Origin of the sequence: Marinobacter sp. Arc7-DN-1 (assembly GCF_003441595.1) — a bacterium.
GTDB lineage: Bacteria > Pseudomonadota > Gammaproteobacteria > Pseudomonadales > Oleiphilaceae > Marinobacter > Marinobacter metalliresistant.
Genome location: NZ_CP031848.1, coordinates 3097792 through 3119836, shown reverse-complemented (window position 1 = coordinate 3119836; position 22045 = coordinate 3097792). Strand labels below are relative to the sequence as shown.

Here is a 22045-nt window from a genome sequence, read left to right as displayed (position 1 = left end):
CGGGGCATCATGGCGCAGAAGACGCAACTGCAGCAGTTCTACATACCTGAAGAGCAGTCGATCTACCTGCTCAGCCATGACGATGCGAAAAAGCTCAAAGACTGGGTGGCGCTTTGCGCCACCCAGCTCCGCCAATTGGGTTACCAGGACATCGAACTTATCGGCAAGGGCGCCTACGGCTTCGTATTCGCAGGCCGCCTGCCACGCCAGGGCGAGACCGGCCCGGAGCACGTTTTCAAGTTTACCCGCATCAATCTGCCCCAACACCTGCAGGACCGTCTGGAGGATGAAGCCTACATACTTGAGCAGGTACGCCACCCGAGGGTACCCCGGCTGATCGCCTACCAAAGGGCGCACAACCAGCCCATCCTGGTGATGGAACGGGCGGCCGGCCTTAACCTGGAGGAAGTCTCCCTGCGCGAGGGCTGCCTCAAACCACGGGTGGTGATGCGGATTGCCGACCAGCTTGCGGACATCCTGCGCAACCTGCGCCGGGAGAACGGCCCCGCCGGACGGCCCATCGTGCACGGCGACATCAAACCATCGAACCTGGTATTCGACGCCAGCACAGAGAACATCGCCCTGATCGACTGGGGCTCCTCGGTGTTCGCCCAACTCGACGCCAACCAGCAGTTCCTCGCCACCAATGTCATGGAGCTGATGTCCGACAACCTGCAGCAGACCAACGCACGACTGGGGGATGTCTACTTCATAGGCGAGGAACAGCTTAACGGCGGCCTGTCGTCTCCCCGTTTCGATGAACAGGGTGCCGCAGGAACACTCTACGCGCTGGCTTCCGGCCAGTCGTGCCGGTTCGGGCACCAGGCGATTCCCGCCACCTCCCTGGGGCTTCCCATGGAGTTCGCCCGCATGCTCGACGGCATGCTGGCCCCAGATCCGAAGACTCGCCTGCGGGCCGGCGATTACTATCTGAATGAAATGCCAAGAATGGCGCGCACGGTGATGGTTGACCTGCCGGAGCCCCCGGCAAACCCACTGGTACCGGTCTGGACACGGCCCTCGGACCACGAGATCGACACCGTGGTGTACAGTTCCCGCAAATCCTTCCTTCGGCAGGAAGGCGCCCCGGAAACCCTCAACGATGTTAACGACGTACAGCTTGACCGCTACTACAAGAACTTCATGCAGGGCATGGGGGAAACGGAAAAGGCATTCCTGGCCGCCGTCAGCCGTCTGGGGCGATACCCTGTCGAGGGGGGGCTGGCCGTGCGCTGGGAGACCGACGGTGTCTACATCGATACCTCGCTGAACCTGCACGACCCCAACCTCAAGACCGCCTTCATCAGGGCCGTCAACAATATGGTCTACCTGGCCCAGGCCATTTATCGCCAGGGTATCTTCAAAAGCTGCCTGTTCAACGCCCGCAACACCCTGCACATCGACCGTGCCGAACCGGACCAGCCGTTCCTGACCGAACCCGGCATGCAACTGCGCTACGAGGTCAGTGCGGCACCGGAAGTTGAAGACGAATCCCGGGTGCATTCCTATTTCGAGGACGGCCCCGACCCGGAGGAATTCCTGGTGCTGCCGCAAACCATCATCACCGCGCTGGAGTCCCTGAACGATATCCACCACACCGGCATGATCATCTTCGAAGCCCTGCCCCGCCACCTCAAGATCCACAGCCACTACCGGCTGCTGGCCCCGGACCGGGAGGGTGAGTTTTCCCGCCTGCTCGACGAGATCCTCTCCGCCGTGGACCAGATCACCGGGCTAGGCGTCTCCGGCTTCATGAAAATGCCCTACAAGGACACCCGCTTCTTCCCCCACATCGAACGCCTGCCCGAACGCTACTACCCAAGAAACCCCAGAGCGGAGGCCGATTCCGCCTGAACGTTATAACTGGCCAAACCGGCGCCAACAGGACTAGACAGAGCACTCCATCACACGTAAGATTGCGCACTCGAAATTGACGCGAAGGCGTTAATGACGACACCCGCCCGTAGCTCAGCTGGATAGAGCGCCGCCCTCCGGAGGCAAGGGTCAGAGAAAAAATCCGGAACCGAAGGCAACGGTCAAACATGCCAAACTTGTTGAAATCCGCCCGTAGCTCAGCTGGATAGAGCGTCGCCCTCCGGAGGCGAAGGTCTCAGGTTCGAATCCTGACGGGCGGGCCATTAACATGGCAAATCAATGAGTTATCACCAAGGCAATACCCTCACCTGTATCGCTCGCGCTTGAGCAGTCCGAACACCTCCGATTCGATCAGTGACCTTTGCACGGTAAGATTAAAAGCAGGAATTTTTCTCGATTATTGCGCCTGTGCCCAAATGGTGCCCTGGCAGTGCCCAGTTAATTTAGGTGAATGCATCGCAACCTACCGACGTGACCTTTGCACTGTTTTCACCTGACTCTCTTCATGGCACAGCCGCGCTGCGCCATCCAAGCAGACATTTTCACTTGGCACCCTCAGCTTTGGTCGCCAAGCGAACATTCAGATGAGCCTTGTAACGCCAGCCATTGGCGGTGCCTACACCAGGATCGTCCGTTAGAGTGCCACCAGCCCTTAAAAGATCTAATAGCCTTGATTTATACGGTTCAAGACTCACGCAACTGGCCTCCGTTGAGCCTGAGGGGTGTCATGCCTTTCGGGGTAGTCCAGTTCATGAGATTTTGTCCACAGATTCCGGCAAAGAAAGTGGCAGGAACAGTTCTTACGAAGCCATTTGTTGCTGATCCCCGTCAGTGAAGGCAGGTTCCAACGCGACGTGCAGCACAGTGCCCTGCTTGTGATTGGACATGAAGCGTATTTTACCGCCCTGCACTTCAGTCATCAGCTTTGCAGAATAGGTACCCAAGCCCGTCCCTTGTGCTTTATTGGCAGTCGTATACTTGTCGAAGAAAGTGTCTCGCAGATTCTCGGGGATTGTTCCTTTATTGTGGATCAGGAGATTAATCTTGGCTTTTCTGTTCACCATAATATGCACCGTATCGCCAGGTGGAGAAGCTTCGACGGCATTCTTGAGTAAGTTGCGCAACAAGGAAAGACACAGGCTTTCCTCCCCGAGACAAACGCAATTCGAGGCCGGCCGCAGTGATAAGCGGACCTGTTTCTGGTCTGCCTCACTCTGCAGCTCACGGACAACCCGCTTTGCCAATTTGATCAGGTTCACGGATGCTGGCTCGAAGTGGTAGGCACCCGTCTCCATTTTGTAGAGATCCAGGGTTCGGTTCACCATATTAAGGGCATCAAAACCCGCGTCTCGCATCGTTTCCAATGCACCTGCGACATGCTTGGTCCAAGGCCCGTTTTGTAACAGCGCGTCAGCGGTAGAAATAATGGCAGATAGCGGACTTTTAATATCGTGGCGCGTCATGCGTTCCACATCTTCGCGCAGGCGAGCATTCTCCAATAAAGCATCAATGTGGTTTCGCAGGTCCTCTTTTGCATGGCGGATTTCAATATGTGTCGCGATGCGAGCCTGCAGCACCGTCGGATCAGCCGGTTTGGTGATGTAATCCACGCAACCGGCCTTGAATCCCCGGGTGATCTCCTTGGACGTTGCATGTGCAGTAAGAAATATAACCGGTATGGCAGCAGTAGAGGGGTCACTTTTTAGCTGGCGACACACCTCATATCCAGATGTATCAGGTAGCGCCACCTCCATCAGGACGAGGTCGGGTGTCGCCTGAATATGAATCATCTCCAAGGCCTGCTCGCCATTGGCAGCTGACTGAACATTGTGAAGACGGCCTATGGTAGTGGCCACCGCCCTGTCCGACGAAAGATCGCCGACCAGCAGAATAGTGGCGCTCCCAAAATCGTGGCCAAACGCCTCGTTTGGTGTTTCATGAGCTACTTCCGCAGTTGGGACAATCTCTGCGGGGCCAGCGTGTTTCACCTGATTGGTAATCTTGTTGACCCGATACTGGAGATCCGCGTAGGTAAAAGGCTTAATCAGGAACTGGGTGACGCCCTCCTGAATGGCCTCACTGACCAACGTCCTGTCGCTTTCCGCAGTCACCATCATAAAAGGAATGCTGCGCCAGGCTGGAGTTTTGCGGATCACTCTCAGCAATTCCATGCCGTTCATTTTTGGCATGTTGCTGTCCGAAATAATTAGGTCGACTCGAGTGGTCCCCAACAGGGTTAGTGCCTGTTCACCATTTTCAGCCAGTGAAACATTGTTTAACCCCATCAATCGCAGGCTGTCTTTTACCATTTTTCGCATTGCCGCAATGTCCTCGACAACCAATATGGACATAGACTGGGGAGGAAAAATCATGCCGGCCTCTCAGTGGTTCGGTGAGGGTCACGTACCAGACCAGGTGCACATAGCGGTTTTTACGGTGCGACCCTTTTCTGGAACAACCTGCGACTTGAGCTTAGTTGCAGCGGTTTAGGAACTCAAATTTGCTGAGAGCGTCTGCGTTTAGGACATGGGGCGTGACTCCTACGATTTTCAATTCGAATCAAATCTTCCTGGTAATTACTGACGTAACAAATCGTTACAGGATGACCGTTCTTTTTTCAACTACGCTCACAATGGCCGCCTTAAATAGCAATACTAAGGCAGTCTGCAATTGTCAGTCTTTTGGGTAAACCATCAACAATGAATTGATTATTCCTGCGAGGACCGGACTATAAAAGGCAGTCGGATGAATAAAGAGAGTAGTAGCTACCTTCCTACCTTCAACAGTATTTGGCACTCGCAGAACTGGCCACAGATGTCGGAGTTTGCGAGGTCTATTTTTAGGCTCCTGTTTATTATCATTTTTTTGCAGGTGGCACATGGGTGGTTTACTTCACTGGTGGAACAGGATATGCCTACCCCTATGTAATCCTGCTGCCAATTCTGTTATCCACAGTTTGGTTTGGACTCCCCGGGGCAATCCTCGGTGCGGTGGCGGGTGGACTTCTCATCGGCCCGTTAATGCCGCTGAACGTATCAACCGATACCTACCAATCGACGGACAATTGGCTGGCGCGAATCGCTTTCTTTCTGCTTATCGGTGTTTTTTCAGCAGGGATTTTTCAGAGCCTTCGGCTAGCCAATCAGCGGCATCTCCATGCACTCGAAATCGATCATAAAACCGGCCTAGGAACACAAGCAGCCCTTAACCGCGACCTCAAAAGGTTACTGCGAAGGACGAGCCAGGATAATCCCCCCTCATCCGCGATATTATTGGTCCGGATGCAGGACCTGTGGGAGATCTTGCAGTCAATGGGTGCTGATACAGCGGAACAGGTGGTCAAAGACCTGGCCAAGCAAATCACTCAGAACATCGAGATACCTCATCAAGTCTACCGGTTCAGCAAATCGGAGCTGGCAATTCTGTTCTCCGTTGAGTCTCAAGAGGAGGTTGATCGCCAGGAAAAAGTGGGCGCCGTTTTTGACATTGCCAAGCGAGTGGGCGAAGAAGAAACCGTTGTGAAGGGCATCCCATTTCGCGTTCAGATAGTTGCCGGAAGTTACCTCATCAGAGATAACGATCAGAATCCGGAAATCGTCATAAACCGCGCGAGAACCGGCCTGTCCGTGGCAATCGAGAAAAATGTTCCCTATAGGCGTTACGATCCCATGTTCGACCAGAAGACCGCGGAGCGCGTTCAACTGATAGCGCGAGTCCGTGATGGACTTGTCAAACAACAATTCCAGCTGTTTTACCAGCCCAAAATCTGTATGCGAACGGGCCGCCACGTTGGATCTGAAGCCTTGCTGCGTTGGTTTGACCAGGATAATAAGATGGTCATGCCCGGGCTGTTCATGCCCAAGGTTGAAAGTACTTCGTTGATAGACCCTGTAACGCGATTCGTGATCGCCAAGGCCTGTGAAAACATCAAATCACACAATCTCATGTCGGTGAGCATAAATTTCGCGATCGACAACTTGATGAACTCGGCTTTAATCGAGGATCTGGGACGGATCGTAGCTTCCTATGGTGTCAGTCCTGAATCTCTGGAAATCGAAATTACGGAAGGCGCACTGATCCGGGACCCTGAACAAGCAAAAACAGCCGTGAGGAGCTTGCGCGACCAGGGTTTCAAAGTCAGCCTCGATGACTTCGGAACAGGGTATTCATCCTTTCAGTACCTGACTCACTTGCCGCTGTCGGGGTTGAAGATCGACCGGGCGTTTGTCGAAAACCTGGAAACCAGCGCTGATGGCCGCACTATCATGGAATCCATGATCTCCATGGCCAAGGCACTAAAACTCGAAGTTACCGTTGAGGGCATTGAGACAGAAGAACAAAGGAAGATTGTCACCGACCTAGGGGCGGATCTGGTTCAGGGGTTTCACTACTCCCGGCCTCTTCCCCTGACCGAGTATCAACAATGGGCGAAAGCCCGTAGTTAGCCTTTTGACAACTATGGCGCGGATTTCAAATTAGCAACTTTAGGAAGAAACAGAAGCGGCCCTGGCCACGGGGAAAAGAGTCCAAGGGTCGCAAAGCGGACATTCAAGGCTTGCAACCAAGGCCTCTTAACTGACCCTGACCCCGTTTTAGTACCGCTCATTGTCAGAAAAATCCGGCTCAGCGCTGATGCATTACAAATCCCGCAAACGCTCAGCTTCCGCTCGGGAAACCCACTGCACAGTCATTTGGTTCTTACACACGCTAACCACACCCCGACTCGCATTAGGCTGTTTGTGCTGGGCCCGATATACCAAGAGCGTGTCCAGCAATTCCAGCAGGTACAACTTGAAGTCGCTTTTCATTAGACGCGCCTTGGCCTCTTCATCTTCGAATCGCCATGAGGTCAGCTCAAGTCGATTATCCTCGTCGTCGCTAAGGAAGATGACCTTTCCCGTTCCTGTATTGTCAGCGAGGCACTGATCGGCCAACTGATCCAGTCGAGTTTGATCGAAAGTCGGATCGTAAGTCATTGTAGGCATCCTTTGCTGTGAAACTGGAGTGTTGTTTTAGCGCACCGCGCTGCCGGGCAAACATTCCTGGATAATTTCTTCCAAGAATGACGGCATGCCGATGTCGACCCAGCCGCTCTTCGGTTCCTGCCGGAGCTGTGTCGTAAAGCCTTCGTAGTCGTAGTAAATGGCGTAGACACCCCCATCCTGCATCTCAATCAGGTTGTAGCTCCATTCGTTCGACCCATAGACCGGTTTGAAAGCGACTGACCGGATTAGCTCTGGGAGTCCCTTTTCCTGCTGCAATTGCTTGAGCTTAAGGTCCAGGACGTATGTACGCAGTTCGGCATGGAAGCCTTTAAAAGATGCCTTGCTGAGCAAGCAGACATGATCACCTTCCCGGTGAATCAGTCGCTTTGTGCAGTAACGAATGGCCTGCGGGTTTTCTACCACCAGCTGTCGCCAGCCACCACAGTCGCATTTGACAATCAGGTCTCTTAGGGAGGCCTCAGTGTCGTGGATGTCAATGTGGTCAAGCAGTGCTCTGAATTCCGGCTTTTTAACCACCCTTAACCAGTTCTCGGAGCGTTCCCGGTAAGTCCCCCGGTTCGGAAGACAGAAGCTCGATCTGTGGAAGGTATGGAAGACCAGGTAATCGCCGAGGGAGAGCAGTGCCCGCTCCAAGAGCTGTTCTTTGGAGGCCCTTATTTCGTCACTGAGAACCGAAGCGGCCTTCGTAGCCAGATACTCAAAGGTTTCGTAATTTATGCTGTCGTCAGGCTCCCTAGCCATATCCAGCAAGAAGCCAAGCTTTCCCTTGAGGTAGACGTGGACCTCAAAACGTTCGAAAAGCGATTCCCAGGACGGATCTTCCAGAATCAGGCTCGCCTTCAATTGTTCCTCTTCCCGCTGGGCCGGGGTGAAGCCACTCTCAATCCCGGAGTCCGCAACAAATTCATAGAGGTCTGCGCAATGATCCGAAAGCTCATTCAGGCTCTGGAGGGAAGGCACGATAGACGACATCTCATCAACAGGCACGGTAAAACGCCATCAAATGGAAGAATCGCAGATAAAGCTGGTCGAACGTCGCCTCTTTGGTTCGACGGCTTAGCTGCCAGAAGAGATCCGTCCATTGCTGATCCAATTTGCTTTCCAGCTCTTTGCCACCGGGGATATGCTCAAGCTGACCACACAGCCAGGCTTTGAAATTTTCGAAGTCAGTCAGGGGCCTGCCCCGAGCGTTCATCTTGATGTACAGCTCATCGGAAAGCCCGAAGTCATTCAGTTTGAGAAACTGAAACGTGATGCGTGGTGACTGGGAATCCGTTAACCGGTCATAAGAGCTATTCGGGCAATCGAAGAAAGCGTCATGGATTGAATCGAGCATATTCAAACAAGCGTGAACGGTGGGGTCTCCCTTCCACGAAAGCATGAACCAGCTTTTGTCCACAATGGCCTTAGAAAGAGTTGCTGGCAGAGTGTTCGGATTCACATCCTCAGCTTTCGCCAAGGCGTCAAAGAACTCAGAGGCGCTGGTTCGGGTTTTGTATGTAAAGCGAGCGTGTTCTCCTGCAACAAACGTGTTTCTGAACGATTCAAGGACCCCCTCCTTTGCCGCAAGGTACCAATGGAGCAAAAACAGGGTCGTTATCCGCTGCTGACCATCGAGAATTGAAAAGGTCTTTTCGTTGTCGTCCTCAAAGTTCCCATAAACAAAGTCCAGGTTTAGCGGATGCGAGGGGCTTTCCTTGGTGAGTGAGCCCCGAAGGGCCGCCAGAAATTGTCGACGAACCTCCCAGGCCTCCTCGCGTCCTTGCGCGTAGTCACGCTGAATGACAGGAATTTGGGCCGTTTCCAATTCGCCAAACATCTGGCTAAAGCTGATTGTCATCCCCTGATTCATGAGACCCCCTTGTCGTCTTTAAAGAAACTGCGGAGCGTTGCTGTCATGGCATCTTTGTGACATTCGATATCACGTGGATTCCAGAAAAGCATGTTGTCGACTTCATCGCTGTAATACTTCAGGAACACATTCTTCGTGCAAATGGGGACGAAGGTCGCGTCCCGGTCCAGGGCGATAATGCGGTTCCGCTTGATGGGGAAGATCGCGTTTTTGTAGCTGCGATTGGTGGTGCTATCCAGCAGTGCAAGATTGCCAATGGAGTGTTCTGCTTCGCCATTAGAATCCTGGGCGTAGAGCTTGTGGATGGCTAAGAACAGTTCTTCAAAACGGTCGGAATTGAACGTTTCGCCTTCCAGGAGCTGCGTAGCTTCTTCCAACATGCCACCTACTTCTGGTCGAAGCTCAGAGCCCTCCCCGGGGGGCTCCATAGGCTTTTTATTAAAGTATTCGATAATGTCCGACAACCACTCTTTTTGTCGGCTTGGGGCCCGTGGCATATCGCTGGTAACCGAGCGAATGTGTTCGATATCCCAGGTGCCGGTTTTGAACTGATCAAATTGAAATCGAGCGTTGCTACTAGGGTTAAGAAACAGCGTGGCTACGTTAAACATCAACAGGATCGAAACCACCGTCTCCCGCTTGTTTTCATAAGAAAGCTGGTCCACAAAATCAGAGATGTCCGACTCCAGATGGTCAGGATCTGTGTACTGATTCAGAGGCTCCAGGTCAGGGAAAAGTTCTTTGAAAATTGTCGCTTTGAGCCAGGCTCGGAATTCGGTTTTCGTTGAACAGCCATTGAATGCTTTCAGGATCGAACCAAGATAGTTGACGCCAGACATTTGCTCCGAAACAAGAAACCTCAGTGCCAGAAAGACGTGCCTGCATGCTACAACTTGACGCAATTCTTCGACCAAATGGCAATGATCGGGAAAACCTTGCGCATTGGATGCAGAACTACAATTTGGCGCTGAAAGGATTGCCACTGGAACTAATTCAGACGCCCGGAGGGTTTAGGGCAGTTATGAATTATCTTGACTGGTTCATCGAACGATAGCTTAGAGCTACCAAAATGTTGGTCGAACACAGCCAAAAGACAAAGTGGACGAGGAAATCAATAAGAACGTGGTTTGCATCGCTGAAGCGGCCCAAACAAACCGAAGACACTAATAAACCATGGTGTATTCTGCCTCACGGAGAGCCTCTCCGTGCCTAGGAGATGGCCGGCTTCGCTATTCCAAAGGTGCCCTTAGTATGCTTTAGTATTTTATACTACTAATATAGTATAATGTTTACTAAACATGACTATTGGCCGCCGAGACACTTTATGAATGCACATGTGGACTGGCACTTTCCCCGCCACGAGCTGACCGATCAGTTTCTGTCGACCTTCGCCAGCGGTGTCTCCAACACTCTGACGCTCTTTGCGCCCCGGCGCATGGGCAAGACGGAATTCATCCTCTTTGACCTTATCCCTGAAGCGCATGAGCAGGGGTACCGTCCCATCTATGTGAGCTTCTGGGACAACCCCAGGAACCCGGTTACCTGTCTCAAAAAAGGCCTTGAACGGGGTATCGGGGAAATGACCTGGCTGGAACGCCGGCGCTGGGCTAACTCCCACCTCGGGGCTCTTAAGCTAGGTGGAGAGGTCGGCATTGACGGGACAGTGAAGGCCTCCGCCGAGGTCTCCGGACAGAACATCCCGCCACAAGAGGATGACTTGAGCCAGCTTCGCAGCCGGTTCGAGACGTTACTCAGCGGAAAAAAGAAAATTCTACTGTGCCTGGATGAAGTCCAGCATCTTGCCACCGACCGGGCCTTCGAACCCCTGGTGTTTTTCCTTCGGACCCTGCTGGATGAAAACAGGGACAAGCTTTATGTCGTCTATACCGGATCTTCCCGGGACGGCCTGTATCGTCTGTTCAATCGCAGAAAGGCACCGCTGTTTCGCTCGTCCTCCCAGATCGACCTGCCAGAGCTGGGCTCGGGCTTTGTCAAGCACATGCTTGATGCTTTTGATCAGGCCACAGCCCGGACTCTGAGCTACAACAACGCCTTGAACGCCTTCCTTCTACTGAATCGGGTTCCACGGGACTTCCGAGCCGTCATCGAAGGCATGGTGCTCTCCGGCGAAACGGACATCACCTCCGCAACCGAGCGGTACCGGCAATTCACCAGTGATACGGATGAGTACGAGAAAACCTGGTCCCAGCTCAAGCCTATTGAGCAGGCCATCCTCGCTGTCATCGCCCAGGACATCGCCGGGCCCTACCATGAGGAGGCCCGTCGATTCATTGCCACCTGGCTGGGGATGACAGAGTCCAATGTGGCAACGCACACGATCCAGAATGCGTTGAATCGGCTGCGTGGCGAGTTCCTGGCGCCGGTCGAGAAAGGGGTCTGGGTATTCGAGGACATGGATTTCAAAGTTTGGGTTGCCGAGGCTTTCGCACAAGACCCCACTGAGCGCTAGGTCTACGGTCGTCGATACCGAGGCCAATTCTTTGCTCCTGGTCAAGAAGGCATTTTTCGAATTCCTCCTCGCTCATCCCTTCCTTGATTCGCCTCAAGACCTCGGCACTGACATTATTGTCAGAAAAAGTAGTATTTTTTCTGACAACTCTCAAGGTTTAACCAAGCAGCTTTCGGTAACTAACCACGGTGTTGGCGCAAATGTTCGGCGAAAGCCTGCAGTTGGGGCTCGGGCTGAAAAATACCAACCATCCCTGTTTGCCACGGCGGGACTTCAACGCCTAAGGCGCTTAGTCCAAATGCCCAGGCTCGCAGTGCAGACTGTGCTTCCTCGCAAGCACACTCCGTATCGACCTGCCGTTGTCGTGCGTACCACTGAGCAAAATTGTTTACGCCGGCCTGGGTCAGTTGCTCATCGGGACTAAGGGCTTCCACCATGCAGTAACGATGAAAACGGCGTATCCAGTAAAGATACTGAACAATCGTAGCCTGCTTGAGGCTGCGGTTATCCCGCCATACGTCTTGAACCTTGGCTAATCGAGTCTCAAAATCGGGTAACACCTGCTTGCTGTGCACCGTTCATCTCCGGCGGTTGCCTCAATGCTCCGGTGACAACATTAATGCCGATCGGTGGGCGAGTCTGCCCCAGAGTTGTGTTGGATGCATTGAAAGTGCTGGCCTCGTTCGGCGAACCCCAGGGGCGCTGGTAGCATTGGTAGAATCAAAGCTGTAAAGGTGGCTCAAGTCACGAAAACCAGCGCCTTCAACGAATCGATGGTCGTCACCGGGCGTCTACTCATACACAGATCGATCCACTGGCATCAAACGTCCGTCTTCCGGACATCAAATCCTTATCAGGCTTGTGCCCAAATAGAGAAACTGCTTAATAGCTGATCACTGCCGCAAAAGCCCATTAAGCCAGGAGATAGCCTCAGGATAACCCGAAGCGTCAAGAACGAACTCCTGACCTCTGGAAGCGCTCATCAGATGACAGTACTTTCCAGCCCTGGACCAGCGAGCCGGGTTGCTATGGAAACTCAATGTAAAACCAGAGCTATTGGGATAGAAAAAACCGGGCAAGCGCCAATGTGTTGGGGAAGTTACCCCTGGTGCGGTCAGCCTATACTGGTCATGCATTTGTCTGAATGTTCCCGCCCCCGGTAACCCAATATCCAGTCCATCCAGGCGCAAGGTTTCAGAAGCAAGATAAAGTGTGTTGCTTGCATCAATTTGACCGTGAAAGTGAGGGTGATAACGGGCCCAGGCCAACTCTTTTTCTGCTAATTGGTCAACCTTACGAATCTCTCCGATCTGGAGCCAGCCCCACAGGGCATGAAATGCGGGTGCCGACTTAATGAACCTCCAGTTCTCACCACTTTTCTCAACTGGTCTGAATAGTCCGAAAAACATGAAGACGTCACCCACGCCTACTTCTTGCTTACGCAAATGCCCTTGAGCACTACCCGACTGCCCAAGCAGAGGTCGCCAGTCAGTATGTCGCGGGTAAACATGATCAATGAGATCAGGATCGAGGTGAGCGTAATGCGCAATGCGTCGGGGATCGCCCGTTAAATCTGCAACGAGCTTACCGATATTTATACCCTGATAGTTCAGCTCTTGATAGGTAATGCGTGATTTCTTGTCCGGGATAGGTAGTGCGTAAAAGGAGTTGTCGGGAAATACCGGGCTGGGACATCCACCGGCGGATGAATCGAATCCTTTTCGGCTCAAGATCAGCTTCACCGTTGCGCTCCACAGGAAGACCTATTTGCAGTTAATTTGGACGGCCATTTATGTGGCGCTCCATTCCTATCAGGTGCAGTAGACAACGGCCTTCGTACCAACATGGTCTGGAGCCAGACTTGCACGCTTGGGTACTGCCTTCTCTAAAGATCTGCAGGGGGCACCAGGGACAACTGGTAACCCAGTGGCTGCACGGCCTTCTTGACAGATTCGAGCAGGACCCGGGGGTCGTCACGCTCAATATTCATAAGGGTGGTCTTCGACAGTCCACACAGCCGAGCGTAGTCTTCCAGCGTGATACCGACAAAGCGCTGGCGGATCTCACGCACTGCGGCCCCCACCGAGATCTTGCCCTGCTTCATGCGCTTTTCCAGATCAGCCTGGGCCGCCTCGCGCTCATCATCTTCAACCTTTGGTGGCATTCTGGGCATCATCGCCTCCCGCCTCGGTCTTCAGGGTCTCCAAGAACCTCTCCGGGCGCTCAAAGACGATGTTCTTATGTTCCAGGACCCGCCCGGGTGCACCCAGGTCCACCACCTTTTTCTTCAGGCCCGCCAGCTTTTCCAGCTCAGCAATGAATCGGGCCCGGGTGATGTCCGGGTTTTCGGCAAAGTCCCGGATGATCTTGTGGTAGTTCGGTTCATAGACCGAATGCTGGTATTCCTGCGGCCAGACTGTCGTCCGGGCAATGGCCTCCTTGTCCAGCACCATGGGCGCCAGGTCGTAAGCCGGGGACAGGCTGATCCGGCCGTCGCGCTTGATCAGGGCGGTATTGCGCCCGTGATTGTCGCTGTTGCCGAAGGTGTAGTTGATGACGTCGCGCACCAGGTACTCGCACAGGGTTGTATCGAACTCCGGTGGGTGCGTGATCGCCTCGCGCAGCCGGACTATAACATCAGGGTGTTCCATCCTGGCGCCGTCGCCAATCATCTTGTTGAGGCTGTACATCGACTCGACCCCGTACCGCCGGACCCCGCCCGGGGCTACCTCCCGATCAAATCGCGGCAGCCACAATGCCGGGACCCTGCCTTCTACCACATGGGCACCCCGAATAGTGTTTTGGCCCAGCTGATCTAAGGCCTCGTAGAAGATTCCCTCTGCTCGCAGGATGTCCTGATCCTCTGGCATCATCCGGCCCCGGGGAAACTTCACCAGCCAGTGATTGGCGATTTCCAGCTCCGGGAGGGTCCCCTCCAGGTAGAATCGACCGTCCCGGTCCTCGACGACCAGCAGCTTTGGCGCATCGCCGCCGGCGCCGGTGGCGCCACCGATGACCACACCCAGCTGATTGGCGTACTCCAGCAGGTACTCATCCCGATCGCTGATGTCATCCTGAGTGAACGAGATCACTTTGGTGTCTTTTACCTGCGCCTCGAAAGCCTCCGCGGCCTCCTTGATGCGCAGGTTGCCGATCGGTGCGATGCACCCTTCGCTGAGCAATTTGAAGTCAACGGACGGACCCGGATCCCCGGTCACGTCCCAATGACGGAGCAGATACCGTCGCCCGGCACCCTGGGGGATGATGTCCCGGAGTACCGGGGCAACCGGTTCCCGGGGGTACCTCTTCATCAGGTGTCCGGGGACATGGTGGCCAATGGCCCGCTCATCCCTGAACGACAGGCCTTCCTTCGCCGTGGTGACCGCATTCACATACTTGCCGTTGTAGGTGAACGCCATATCACCAGTGAGGCCGGTCTTGGGGTTCGGGAACCGGACGGTGCCGGCGTCGTGCCACTGATAGTTCCAGTAGACCTGTAGGGTCAGGATCTTTTGCTCGCTCTGCATAGCCATATCTAAATATCAGCATAGTAGACTTTACCATAGCTATTAACGACCTTAAATACCAGCATACTGATATATAATGCCGCTAAGCCGGTATCTATAGTCTATCGTGATGGTATATAGAACCAAACCGGAGACAGCTCGCGGAATAAATGCCGCTCAACGTTAACGGACACTGCAACTTCGGAGTTAAGATAGAGAAACGCCTGCTCAGCCATGGGCTCGCCCTGCCTCGTATTCTCTGAACGCCTCGCTCATCCAGGCCGGCATTCTTGAGGACCGAAGTTTAGTGCCTTACCGACAGCAGCACGCGACCCCAGCCGCAGGAAACGGCTGTTGGTCAAGGGCTCACCTTGGGGGAGTTTCGCAATCTGGTGCTGAACAAAGAAGAAATCCAGCACATTCACATCAAGGATGATGATGCTAGCTGGACAGTCCGAACGCTTCAGGCAAGCGTTTTAATGCCTTTTGGGCTTTCGCTCTCGGTTCCTTGCAGTCCATGGATTTTCTGGCCGCTCTCGGTTTATAGCGGCAATTTCCAGCCTTCCCTTTCTGCTTGTCTTGTCTCCAGCTCATAATGCAGATCATCCACAGTATTCCGTATGACCGGTTTGTCCGACCAAAACGCTCCTGGTATCAAATCATCCCGATCGACGCTCACATCCGCGGTTGTATCCAGGCTAGTTAAGCGCTTGTAGTTGGCGTACATGGAGGTTAGCGGTTAGCAGTTCCCAGCCAGCAGCCATCCTCTTACCGTGAGGTGCTCCTGCATTACCGCCAGCTCGGCTTCTCCCATGGCGACCACGACAGACTCCCAGTCCGTGCCTTTCGCCAACGCTTTGAGCCGAGTCATGGCTCTGGATTGACGACGGTGGGCATCGCGCTGACTGATTTCCTCGCGTAAGTCCTCGTCCTCGATGAGGCGCCCCCAGTCGGCGGGAATCAAGACCGTGCCTTTCCCGGTGCCTTACGCTCTGCATCCTTGACCAGGCATTCCCGTATGGCCGACTCTTCCCGCTCAAATGCCTCAAGGCTGCGGATATCGTTGACCAGATCGCGCTCATGCAGGATGGTTGGTCGCTTGTTGATGTGAATCGAATCGAACATGGTCTCGCAGATCATGCCCTTGAAGCTGGAAAGCAGCCGATTCTTGTTCAGGACGACATGGGTCAGGCGATCAATATGGCTCATCTTACTGTCAGGGCCACCCAGACCATAATCGCCCGCCAGCGCGACTCACGATCCGATCCGGTTCTTCTCCGTAGAAGGCAGGAATCAAATGCAAGATGGAGGTTTTTCCAGCTCCGTTGGTACCGCCAACATGTGTCCGCTCTCTGCACTGGATCCGAACGGTGCGTCCAGCAAACTTTTTGAACGAATGGTGCAGGACGATGTTCTCAAGTCCATAACTTTCAGCGGGTGATTCCATGCGGTTCTCCATACATCGGGGCGAAGTGACACGGCGGCCATTCCAGACAATCCAGAGGCCTGCCACTCCGTGATATGCTGCTGCCAAAGTTGTTCTCGTTCGCGGGTCATGCTGATTCCTCCTGGAGTTGAAGAGGGAATCAGTGTGTTCAATCTCAGGACTGGAATGTAGGTGCTGATTTAGTGGCGTGTATGGACTCCTCTAACAGCCCGGACCTGCAGACCGAATTGCTCATCTACCAGGCTTGGTACAACCGCTTGCGGCCACACCAGAATCTTGATGGCCTCACGCCAAAAGAAGTCTTCCGAGGCAAACGGCACAAGGATACCGAGCCTCTCTGGGCCAGCGCCTGGGATGGGGTGCTGACGGGGTATTATTTCCCGGATTGATGGATACAAGGCGCCATCTAACAGAATGAAACAGCAGACATAGACCGCGTTCGCATCGAACGAGGGTTATACCTGCCCGGAACACGAAAAGTCAGGCTGTTAAAGAGCGGAAGCCGTCAAAATCTGGCTGACATTGCCAACTTTTTAGGCTTACCTGGCCGAACCTTGACCAGAAATTGATCAAAATTCGGCCTTTCCCAACCGCTCCCATCATGCGAACGGTGTGAACGGGACTGTGGCTCAAACTGTCGATATTGGGCGCTCTCAGAGCAGGATATGATCAAATTCCTGCCGATCCCAACCACTCCAGTGGGAACGGGACAAAAATGCCCGCGAAGATGGCTCCGCAGGCTTGGGGGTTAGACCAGTGCGTCCAGTCCCTTCTTATCCACCAGGTTCAGCAGTTTCAACGAGGGACCGTTCGGCTTTTTGCCGCCAATCTCCCACTTCTGTACTGTGGAGAGGCTGGTATTCAGATAGGCGGCGAATACCGCCTGGCTGGCCCTGGCTTTCTGCCGGATGCGCTTGATCTGGGCAGGGGTGTAGACTTTCACCGGCGGCAGGCACAGGGCATCAAACTCGCGCAAGGTAACATCGCCCATCACACCGGCGTCGTGCAACTCTTTGGCACCTTCGTGGATGGTGTCCAGGATTGATTTATCCATCGCTAATGACCTCAATCAATGCGCCGCTTTTCACGGCTTTTCTCAACTCGGCCTTGCTGTAGTGCAGCAAGGTATCCGCATATAACTTTAGGGCCTTCAGTTCCTTGTCGCTGATATTGGCTCGCACGTTCTTGGCGAAGCCGTAGACAAAGAAGGCCTTGTCACCCGCCCGATAGGCCAGCAGGGCTCTGCCCCCCCCCCCGCTCTTACCCCCTCCTTGGGGGCCCACCTGCCGAAAGCCTTGTTCTTAAATACCTGCATTCCTCGTCCTTATTATTGACAGCAGGTATAGCACTTAGTGATACAACCGCAATCCCTTCTTTCAACTGTGTTGGTTGCTGTTGGGCAGGCGGCACAAGGATACTGAACCTCTTTGGACCAGGGCAGGCTTCCCAGCGCATGCCATTCCTTGCGGATCGCGTGGCTCGACAGGGAACACCACGAGCGCTAGGTTATTTGCATTGAATAACACCTTTCAGACTAGGAATTCGGCTTGCCGGAGGTGGCTTTGCCAAAACTGGAGAAGAGAGGGCCATAACCCGGCCTGATCTGGAGAGTCTTAATGGAACAGATTGCCAACCTGCATATCGAAAAGCTGCCCGAAGGCGTCTATCTGGCGACGTCGGATGATATTCCCGGCCTGATCGCCCAAGGGCGTACCATTACCGAAACCCTCGAGATTGCCCGCGATGTCGCCAAGAAACTGCTGGAAGCGCAAGCGGAACGCCATCAGCAAGCCCACTTGGCCACCACCCAAGATCCCTTTGATTACCCACTGATCCTGGGCCTCTAACCTCTAATGGGTAGATTGGCAGGCTTCAAGTACCGGCAGATCATCAAGAAGCTCAAGAAATTGGGATTTGTATTTGACCGGTAAGCAGCCGGCTCCCATGAAATCTGGTATAACTCCAGCACCGACCGCTACACCACTATCCCCAGCCACCCCGGCGACATGCCAGAGGGCGCTGAAAGCCATTCTGAAACAGTCTGGCGTCGACGTGAACGAATTTTTGAACGCCTAATGACCAGGCCCCGCAACACGGGACCTTAGCCCACTCGACAACTTGACGTGCCACTGCGGCGGGTTAGCCTGCCCCTTTTCCGCAATCGAACTGTAAATGAACCTGTGGCGATCACACCATTAAATGGGGACCACGCCGTCGCCGCCATCTTCACACTGGAACTATGATTGAAACGGAAGATCTTGCCAGCGGCGCGGAGACCGATCACGCTGTCTGCTGAGTGTTCCTGTTTCCGGAAGCTGATGCCCCAAGTTCCTTAACCGCCGTTGCGGAGATCAACGAGCCCGCGAATTTGCACAAAAGAGTATCGGCGCTCTTTACCAGGCGGCCTGCCCTCTTTAAGGGGAGCGGACAAGACAGTAAAGGCCAGTTTTATCGCTGTCTGATGAAAAAAATGAGGTTGCCATGAAACCCAGATTCAGTCTGGTGGGCCGTTACACTTTTCTCTCGCTGACACTGATGGTTGGTTCGGTTGCGTTGCTCAGCGCGCTTTACGCCGCAGTCTCGGACTTGCTGACTGAGCGTCTCGCCGGGGAGCGCCTTGAGGCCCAGGTCGCCGGCAATGTCAATCGTTTAACCAATTTTATCGAGAACCGGATCTACCAGCTTGAAACCCTGTCCACCCACCCCTCTACCCCCCTGTATCTTTCATACAACGATGCGGTGCCCGAGGGTGTCAAAGAACTGGTTCGGGTGGAGGCGGATTCACCGGACCTCTACGGCGTTCTGTTTTTCGACGGCAATGAGGAGCTGACTGATGTTATTCCGGGTCAGGCCGCTTCCGGCAGCCCCTACTGGAATCGTGAGAGCTGGTCACTGAAGGGCCTGCCCACCATCACTTTTGGCAGCAGTGAGATCATCGGCCCCCACCTGCCCGATGGCGATGGCCCCGCCTGGCTGTTAATCCGTCAGCCTTTGCGGAACAGTGCCAATCAGGCTATTGAGGGCTCCATTGGTCTGCATGTGCGGTTAGCGTCCCTCACCGAATTGATGCGCACCGAAAACCTGGCCGGCGTTCTGAAATCCTTTTTGCGCACCCCCGCAGGCGACCTGCTCGATGCCACCGGCAACCTGCAGACAACCGCGCCGGAGGCCCTGCGTACCGGGCCGGAAGTGCTGCCCGGCTGGCGTATTGATTACGTGGTTTCCGCGAGTGAAATCCTGAGCCCGTTGCGAGATGCCCAGCTCGGACTCTATGCTTTGGCCAGCGTAATGGTCCTGGGCACGGTGGCCTTATTCTGGGCACTGGCGAGGAGTCTGCGTCGGCGGGTTGCCCGGCTGACCGAAGGCGCCGAAGCCTTTGCCTCCGGTGACCTGAAATTTCGCCTGCAGGCACCAAAAAACGATAAGGATGAGATCGATGTGCTGGCACACGCCTTCAACGCCATGGCAGACCGCCTGCAAGAGATGATCCAGCGCACGGTTCAGGCGGAAAAACTCGCTGTGTTGGGGGAGTTCGCCACAGGGGTCGCCCATGAGGTGCGCAATCCGCTGGCCACCATCAAGCTGACGGTTCAGGCACTGGAAAAAGGTGAAACCGATGACCAGCGACGGGATCTGCTGATCTCCGTGGAGGATGAAATTGATCGCCTCAATCGCGTGGTCGGTAACTTGCTCGATTACGCCCGTCCGGTTGCTGGGGCACCTCAGCAAGTCGATATCAGGCGGGTATTCCGCCATACCTCCGTGCTCACCACCGGGCTGGCAGAAACCCATGAGGTGACGGTAAGCGCCAGCGGCGATGCACGGCAGTCCATTTACGCCAGCCCCGACCAAATCATCCAGTGCCTGGTGAACCTGGTAGCCAATGCCATTCAGGCCTGCGAACCTGGGGGCGTCGTTCAGCTGCGGGCATTCCGCCACGGGGATCGGATCACCATGGATATCAACGATAATGGCTGCGGCATGCATGAAAGCGTCCTGCAACGGGTCACAGAACCCTTCTTCACAACTCGGCAGGAAGGTACCGGCCTCGGACTGAGCATCACTCGCCAATTGATTGAGCTTAATGAGGGTGATTTGCTGATCCAGAGCACCGAGGGAGAGGGCACCACGGTTTCCGTCACCCTGCCGGCAGCAAACAGTGATAACCTTTTACTACAGCAGAAAACACAAAAACAACGACCCACCGACAACCAACATGCGCTCACAGATTCTGATCGTTGATGACGAAAAACGTTTTGTCCGTTCACTCACCTTCGCCCTGAACCAGGCCGGCATCCAAAGCCAGTGCGCCTATACGGGTGAAGCGGGCCTGGCAGCTCTGGAAGAAAATCCGCCGGACTTGATGCTGCTCGATTTGCGGCTTCCGGAAATGAGCGGCATGGATGTCCTGTACGAAGCGGTCCGACTGTATCCTGAACTACCTGTGGTCATGATATCCGCCCATGGCGATACCCGGGCAGCGGTACAGGCAGTAAAGGCCGGCGCTACCGACTACCTCACCAAACCCTTTGCACTTGACGAACTACTTCACCTGATCCAGAACATCACTGAGCGCACCCGCATGCAGGAAGAGCTCACCTACCATCGCACCCGGGGGGCCTCCTCGTCGGGCCTGGTAGGCTCAAGTGAGGCCATGACCCATCTTTGGCAGACGATCCAGCGCGTCGCCGGCAGCAGTGCAGGCAGAATTCTGTTGCTGGGCGAGTCTGGCACCGGCAAGGCCGTCGTGGCCCGGGCCATCCATGAGCAAAGCACGCGATCCTCCGAAGCCTTTGTTGAGATCAACTGCGCCGCACTGCCAGAACAGCTCATCGAAGCGGAACTGTTTGGCGCTGAAAAAGGGGCCTACACCGGCGCTCACCAAAAGCGCTCGGGCTTGGTGGCTATGGCCCACCGGGGCACCCTGTTTCTGGATGAAATCGGAGAATTGCCTCTCCCATTACAGGCAAAGTTTCTACACTTTCTGGAAAACGGTGACTACCGGCCGGTTGGCGGCGGCAGCAACCATATCGCAGATGTACGGGTCATTGCGGCCACCAATCGATCCCTTGAAGATGAAGTCCGCCAGGGCCACTTCCGGGAGGATCTCTATTTCCGGCTGAATGTCATTGCAATGACGATCCCGCCACTTCGCGAGCGAGGCGAAGACCTTCGTGAATTGCTGGACGCCTTCATTGACTCACAGGCCCGGGAAGAAAGTTGCCGTCCTATCAAGATACCCCTGGAGGCCCTGAATTTAATGCTGGCCTATAGCTGGCCGGGCAATGTTCGTGAGTTACGCAATCTGGTGGAGCGCCTGACCATTCTCTACCCCGGCCAGTTGATCCGGCCGCAGCACCTCCCCGCCGAATTCCACGCAGCCAGCGCGCCTAAGGGAGACAACAAGCAGTTGAGGGAATCCTCCCTTGACCAGCACCTTCAGCGTGCGGAGCGTCAGCTGGTGCTGGAGGCCCTGGAAAAAACCGACGGCCACAAGGGTAAGGCGGCCGAACAGCTGGGGCTTTCCCGGCATGCCTTCAAACGCCGCCTGCAACGCCTGGGGATTACCTGAGCAATTGAGCGAAAAGCGCTCACTCCAGCCGCCCGATCTGAGCGCTTTGCGCTCACAATGCCGCCTGGTGTAGCGACAGGGAAGCCTCATTCGACTTGCGTCCGGCCTGAAAGCGTCTTTCACGTACATTGGCACCCGTTTTGCCTTTTGTCCTGCCAGTTGGTTCACAATAAAAACACATAACCACACGCCGGATACGTTCGGCCCGGGAGGCTGAGTTGCCGGGACTGCTGGCCCGCTTACGCCAAGCTCCATTCATTGATTGCACAACGACCTGCCTGGGTAGCTTGCCAGTCTATACGGGTTTGGCTGCCGTT

General features: G+C 54.6%; 23 protein-coding genes and 1 tRNA gene. 9 read left to right on the top strand and 15 right to left on the bottom strand.

Annotated features, from left to right (window positions below):
* Window positions 1-9: 9 nt before the first annotated feature.
* A complete protein-coding gene (locus tag D0851_RS14695; protein WP_117619321.1) occupies window positions 10-1854 on the top strand; it encodes a protein kinase domain-containing protein in 1845 nt (614 codons plus the stop codon).
* A gap of 207 nt (window positions 1855-2061) precedes the next feature.
* A tRNA-Arg gene (locus D0851_RS14690) sits at window positions 2062-2138 on the top strand.
* 537 nt (window positions 2139-2675) lie between these two features.
* Here the strand turns inward: D0851_RS14690 and D0851_RS14685 are convergent.
* Complete coding sequence (locus D0851_RS14685; RefSeq protein ID WP_117619320.1) at window positions 2676-4247, bottom strand: hybrid sensor histidine kinase/response regulator; 1572 nt, start codon at window positions 4245-4247, stop codon at window positions 2676-2678.
* 510 nt (window positions 4248-4757) lie between these two features.
* Between D0851_RS14685 and D0851_RS14680 the strand changes: the two genes are divergently transcribed.
* The gene (locus D0851_RS14680) at window positions 4758-6320 is read left to right on the top strand and encodes a bifunctional diguanylate cyclase/phosphodiesterase (protein WP_117619319.1); all 1563 of its coding nucleotides are present in this window, start codon (window positions 4758-4760) and stop codon (window positions 6318-6320) included.
* Window positions 6321-6512: 192 nt separating this feature from the next.
* Here D0851_RS14680 and D0851_RS14675 read toward each other — a convergent pair whose 3' ends face one another.
* Genes D0851_RS14675 through D0851_RS14660 form a run of 4 tightly spaced genes read right to left on the bottom strand, consistent with a single transcriptional unit; the run spans window position 6513 to window position 9572 of the window.
* Entirely contained in the window at window positions 6513-6851 is a 339-nt protein-coding gene (locus tag D0851_RS14675) for a hypothetical protein (protein ID WP_117619318.1), read from the bottom strand.
* A gap of 36 nt (window positions 6852-6887) precedes the next feature.
* Complete coding sequence (locus D0851_RS14670) at window positions 6888-7868, bottom strand: hypothetical protein (protein ID WP_117619317.1); 981 nt, start codon at window positions 7866-7868, stop codon at window positions 6888-6890.
* Window positions 7858-8733 carry a DUF262 domain-containing protein gene (locus tag D0851_RS14665; protein ID WP_117619316.1) on the bottom strand — a complete coding sequence of 292 codons (876 nt, stop codon included), beginning with the start codon at window positions 8731-8733 and terminating at the stop codon, window positions 7858-7860. Before D0851_RS14665 ends, D0851_RS14670 begins: the two co-directional genes overlap by 11 nt.
* On the bottom strand, window positions 8730-9572 hold the full coding sequence (locus D0851_RS14660) for a DUF1524 domain-containing protein (protein ID WP_117619315.1): 843 nt from the start codon (window positions 9570-9572) through the stop codon (window positions 8730-8732). Before D0851_RS14660 ends, D0851_RS14665 begins: the two co-directional genes overlap by 4 nt.
* Before the next feature lie 44 nt (window positions 9573-9616).
* Here D0851_RS14660 and D0851_RS21110 point away from each other — a divergent pair, with 44 nt between their 5' ends.
* Window positions 9617-9787, top strand: coding sequence for an MbcA/ParS/Xre antitoxin family protein (locus tag D0851_RS21110; RefSeq protein ID WP_117619314.1), 171 nt, complete (start codon window positions 9617-9619; stop codon window positions 9785-9787).
* A 270-nt stretch (window positions 9788-10057) separates the two neighbouring features.
* A complete protein-coding gene (locus tag D0851_RS14650; RefSeq protein ID WP_117619313.1) occupies window positions 10058-11203 on the top strand; it encodes a hypothetical protein in 1146 nt (381 codons plus the stop codon).
* Between the two features lie 179 nt (window positions 11204-11382).
* Here D0851_RS14650 and D0851_RS14645 read toward each other — a convergent pair whose 3' ends face one another.
* From D0851_RS14645 to D0851_RS20625, 8 genes are all read right to left on the bottom strand, one after another.
* Entirely contained in the window at window positions 11383-11778 is a 396-nt protein-coding gene (locus tag D0851_RS14645) for a phage integrase N-terminal SAM-like domain-containing protein (protein ID WP_227539312.1), read from the bottom strand.
* Between the two features lie 318 nt (window positions 11779-12096).
* Window positions 12097-12945 carry a hypothetical protein gene (locus D0851_RS14640; protein WP_117619312.1) on the bottom strand — a complete coding sequence of 283 codons (849 nt, stop codon included), beginning with the start codon at window positions 12943-12945 and terminating at the stop codon, window positions 12097-12099.
* A 143-nt stretch (window positions 12946-13088) separates the two neighbouring features.
* Entirely contained in the window at window positions 13089-13367 is a 279-nt protein-coding gene (locus tag D0851_RS14635) for a helix-turn-helix domain-containing protein (protein WP_117619311.1), read from the bottom strand.
* The gene (locus tag D0851_RS14630) at window positions 13351-14736 is read right to left on the bottom strand and encodes a type II toxin-antitoxin system HipA family toxin (protein ID WP_117619310.1); all 1386 of its coding nucleotides are present in this window, start codon (window positions 14734-14736) and stop codon (window positions 13351-13353) included. The genes D0851_RS14635 and D0851_RS14630 overlap by 17 nt, the downstream gene beginning before the upstream one ends.
* Before the next feature lie 712 nt (window positions 14737-15448).
* Window positions 15449-15673 carry a hypothetical protein gene (locus D0851_RS14625; RefSeq protein WP_117619309.1) on the bottom strand — a complete coding sequence of 75 codons (225 nt, stop codon included), beginning with the start codon at window positions 15671-15673 and terminating at the stop codon, window positions 15449-15451.
* Entirely contained in the window at window positions 15670-15918 is a 249-nt protein-coding gene (locus D0851_RS20635; protein WP_227539311.1) for a hypothetical protein, read from the bottom strand. Before D0851_RS20635 ends, D0851_RS14625 begins: the two co-directional genes overlap by 4 nt.
* 7 nt (window positions 15919-15925) lie before the next feature.
* A complete protein-coding gene (locus tag D0851_RS20630; protein WP_227539551.1) occupies window positions 15926-16072 on the bottom strand; it encodes an ATP-binding protein in 147 nt (48 codons plus the stop codon).
* Entirely contained in the window at window positions 16003-16266 is a 264-nt protein-coding gene (locus D0851_RS20625) for a hypothetical protein (RefSeq protein ID WP_227539590.1), read from the bottom strand. The genes D0851_RS20630 and D0851_RS20625 overlap by 70 nt, the downstream gene beginning before the upstream one ends.
* A gap of 81 nt (window positions 16267-16347) precedes the next feature.
* Between D0851_RS20625 and D0851_RS14615 the strand changes: the two genes are divergently transcribed.
* Window positions 16348-16545 (top strand): hypothetical protein, encoded by a 198-nt coding sequence (locus D0851_RS14615; RefSeq protein ID WP_117619308.1) that lies wholly within the window; start codon window positions 16348-16350, stop codon window positions 16543-16545.
* Window positions 16546-16904: 359 nt separating this feature from the next.
* Here the strand turns inward: D0851_RS14615 and D0851_RS14610 are convergent, their stop codons facing one another.
* Together D0851_RS14610 and D0851_RS14605 are read right to left on the bottom strand one after the other, a co-directional pair.
* Window positions 16905-17210, bottom strand: coding sequence for a helix-turn-helix domain-containing protein (locus tag D0851_RS14610; protein ID WP_117619307.1), 306 nt, complete (start codon window positions 17208-17210; stop codon window positions 16905-16907).
* A complete protein-coding gene (locus D0851_RS14605) occupies window positions 17203-17439 on the bottom strand; it encodes a type II toxin-antitoxin system RelE/ParE family toxin (RefSeq protein WP_205422216.1) in 237 nt (78 codons plus the stop codon). Before D0851_RS14605 ends, D0851_RS14610 begins: the two co-directional genes overlap by 8 nt.
* A gap of 333 nt (window positions 17440-17772) precedes the next feature.
* On the opposite strand from D0851_RS14605, the gene D0851_RS14600 reads away from it, so the two are divergent.
* From D0851_RS14600 to D0851_RS14585, 3 genes are all read left to right on the top strand, one after another.
* Entirely contained in the window at window positions 17773-18003 is a 231-nt protein-coding gene (locus D0851_RS14600) for a type II toxin-antitoxin system HicB family antitoxin (protein ID WP_117619306.1), read from the top strand.
* Window positions 18004-18637: 634 nt separating this feature from the next.
* Complete coding sequence (locus D0851_RS14590; protein ID WP_117619305.1) at window positions 18638-20398, top strand: sensor histidine kinase; 1761 nt, start codon at window positions 18638-18640, stop codon at window positions 20396-20398.
* On the top strand, window positions 20373-21728 hold the full coding sequence (locus D0851_RS14585) for a sigma-54-dependent transcriptional regulator (protein WP_117619304.1): 1356 nt from the start codon (window positions 20373-20375) through the stop codon (window positions 21726-21728). The genes D0851_RS14590 and D0851_RS14585 overlap by 26 nt, the downstream gene beginning before the upstream one ends.
* Window positions 21729-22045: the final 317 nt, after the last annotated feature.

Coding starts and splice junctions, on each gene's coding strand:
- D0851_RS14695 (WP_117619321.1), top strand. CDS start 10: ATGGCGCAGAAGACGCAACTGCAGCAGTTCTACATACCTGAAGAGCAG.
- D0851_RS14685 (WP_117619320.1), bottom strand. CDS start 4,247: ATGATTTTTCCTCCCCAGTCTATGTCCATATTGGTTGTCGAGGACATT.
- D0851_RS14675 (WP_117619318.1), bottom strand. CDS start 6,851: ATGACTTACGATCCGACTTTCGATCAAACTCGACTGGATCAGTTGGCC.
- D0851_RS14665 (WP_117619316.1), bottom strand. CDS start 8,733: ATGAATCAGGGGATGACAATCAGCTTTAGCCAGATGTTTGGCGAATTG.
- D0851_RS14660 (WP_117619315.1), bottom strand. CDS start 9,572: ATGTCTGGCGTCAACTATCTTGGTTCGATCCTGAAAGCATTCAATGGC.
- D0851_RS21110 (WP_117619314.1), top strand. CDS start 9,617: ATGCTACAACTTGACGCAATTCTTCGACCAAATGGCAATGATCGGGAA.
- D0851_RS14650 (WP_117619313.1), top strand. CDS start 10,058: ATGAATGCACATGTGGACTGGCACTTTCCCCGCCACGAGCTGACCGAT.
- D0851_RS14635 (WP_117619311.1), bottom strand. CDS start 13,367: ATGCCACCAAAGGTTGAAGATGATGAGCGCGAGGCGGCCCAGGCTGAT.
- D0851_RS14630 (WP_117619310.1), bottom strand. CDS start 14,736: ATGGCTATGCAGAGCGAGCAAAAGATCCTGACCCTACAGGTCTACTGG.
- D0851_RS20635 (WP_227539311.1), bottom strand. CDS start 15,918: ATGAGCCATATTGATCGCCTGACCCATGTCGTCCTGAACAAGAATCGG.
- D0851_RS20625 (WP_227539590.1), bottom strand. CDS start 16,266: ATGACCCGCGAACGAGAACAACTTTGGCAGCAGCATATCACGGAGTGG.
- D0851_RS14615 (WP_117619308.1), top strand. CDS start 16,348: ATGGACTCCTCTAACAGCCCGGACCTGCAGACCGAATTGCTCATCTAC.
- D0851_RS14610 (WP_117619307.1), bottom strand. CDS start 17,210: ATGGATAAATCAATCCTGGACACCATCCACGAAGGTGCCAAAGAGTTG.
- D0851_RS14600 (WP_117619306.1), top strand. CDS start 17,773: ATGGAACAGATTGCCAACCTGCATATCGAAAAGCTGCCCGAAGGCGTC.
- D0851_RS14590 (WP_117619305.1), top strand. CDS start 18,638: ATGAAACCCAGATTCAGTCTGGTGGGCCGTTACACTTTTCTCTCGCTG.
- D0851_RS14585 (WP_117619304.1), top strand. CDS start 20,373: ATGCGCTCACAGATTCTGATCGTTGATGACGAAAAACGTTTTGTCCGT.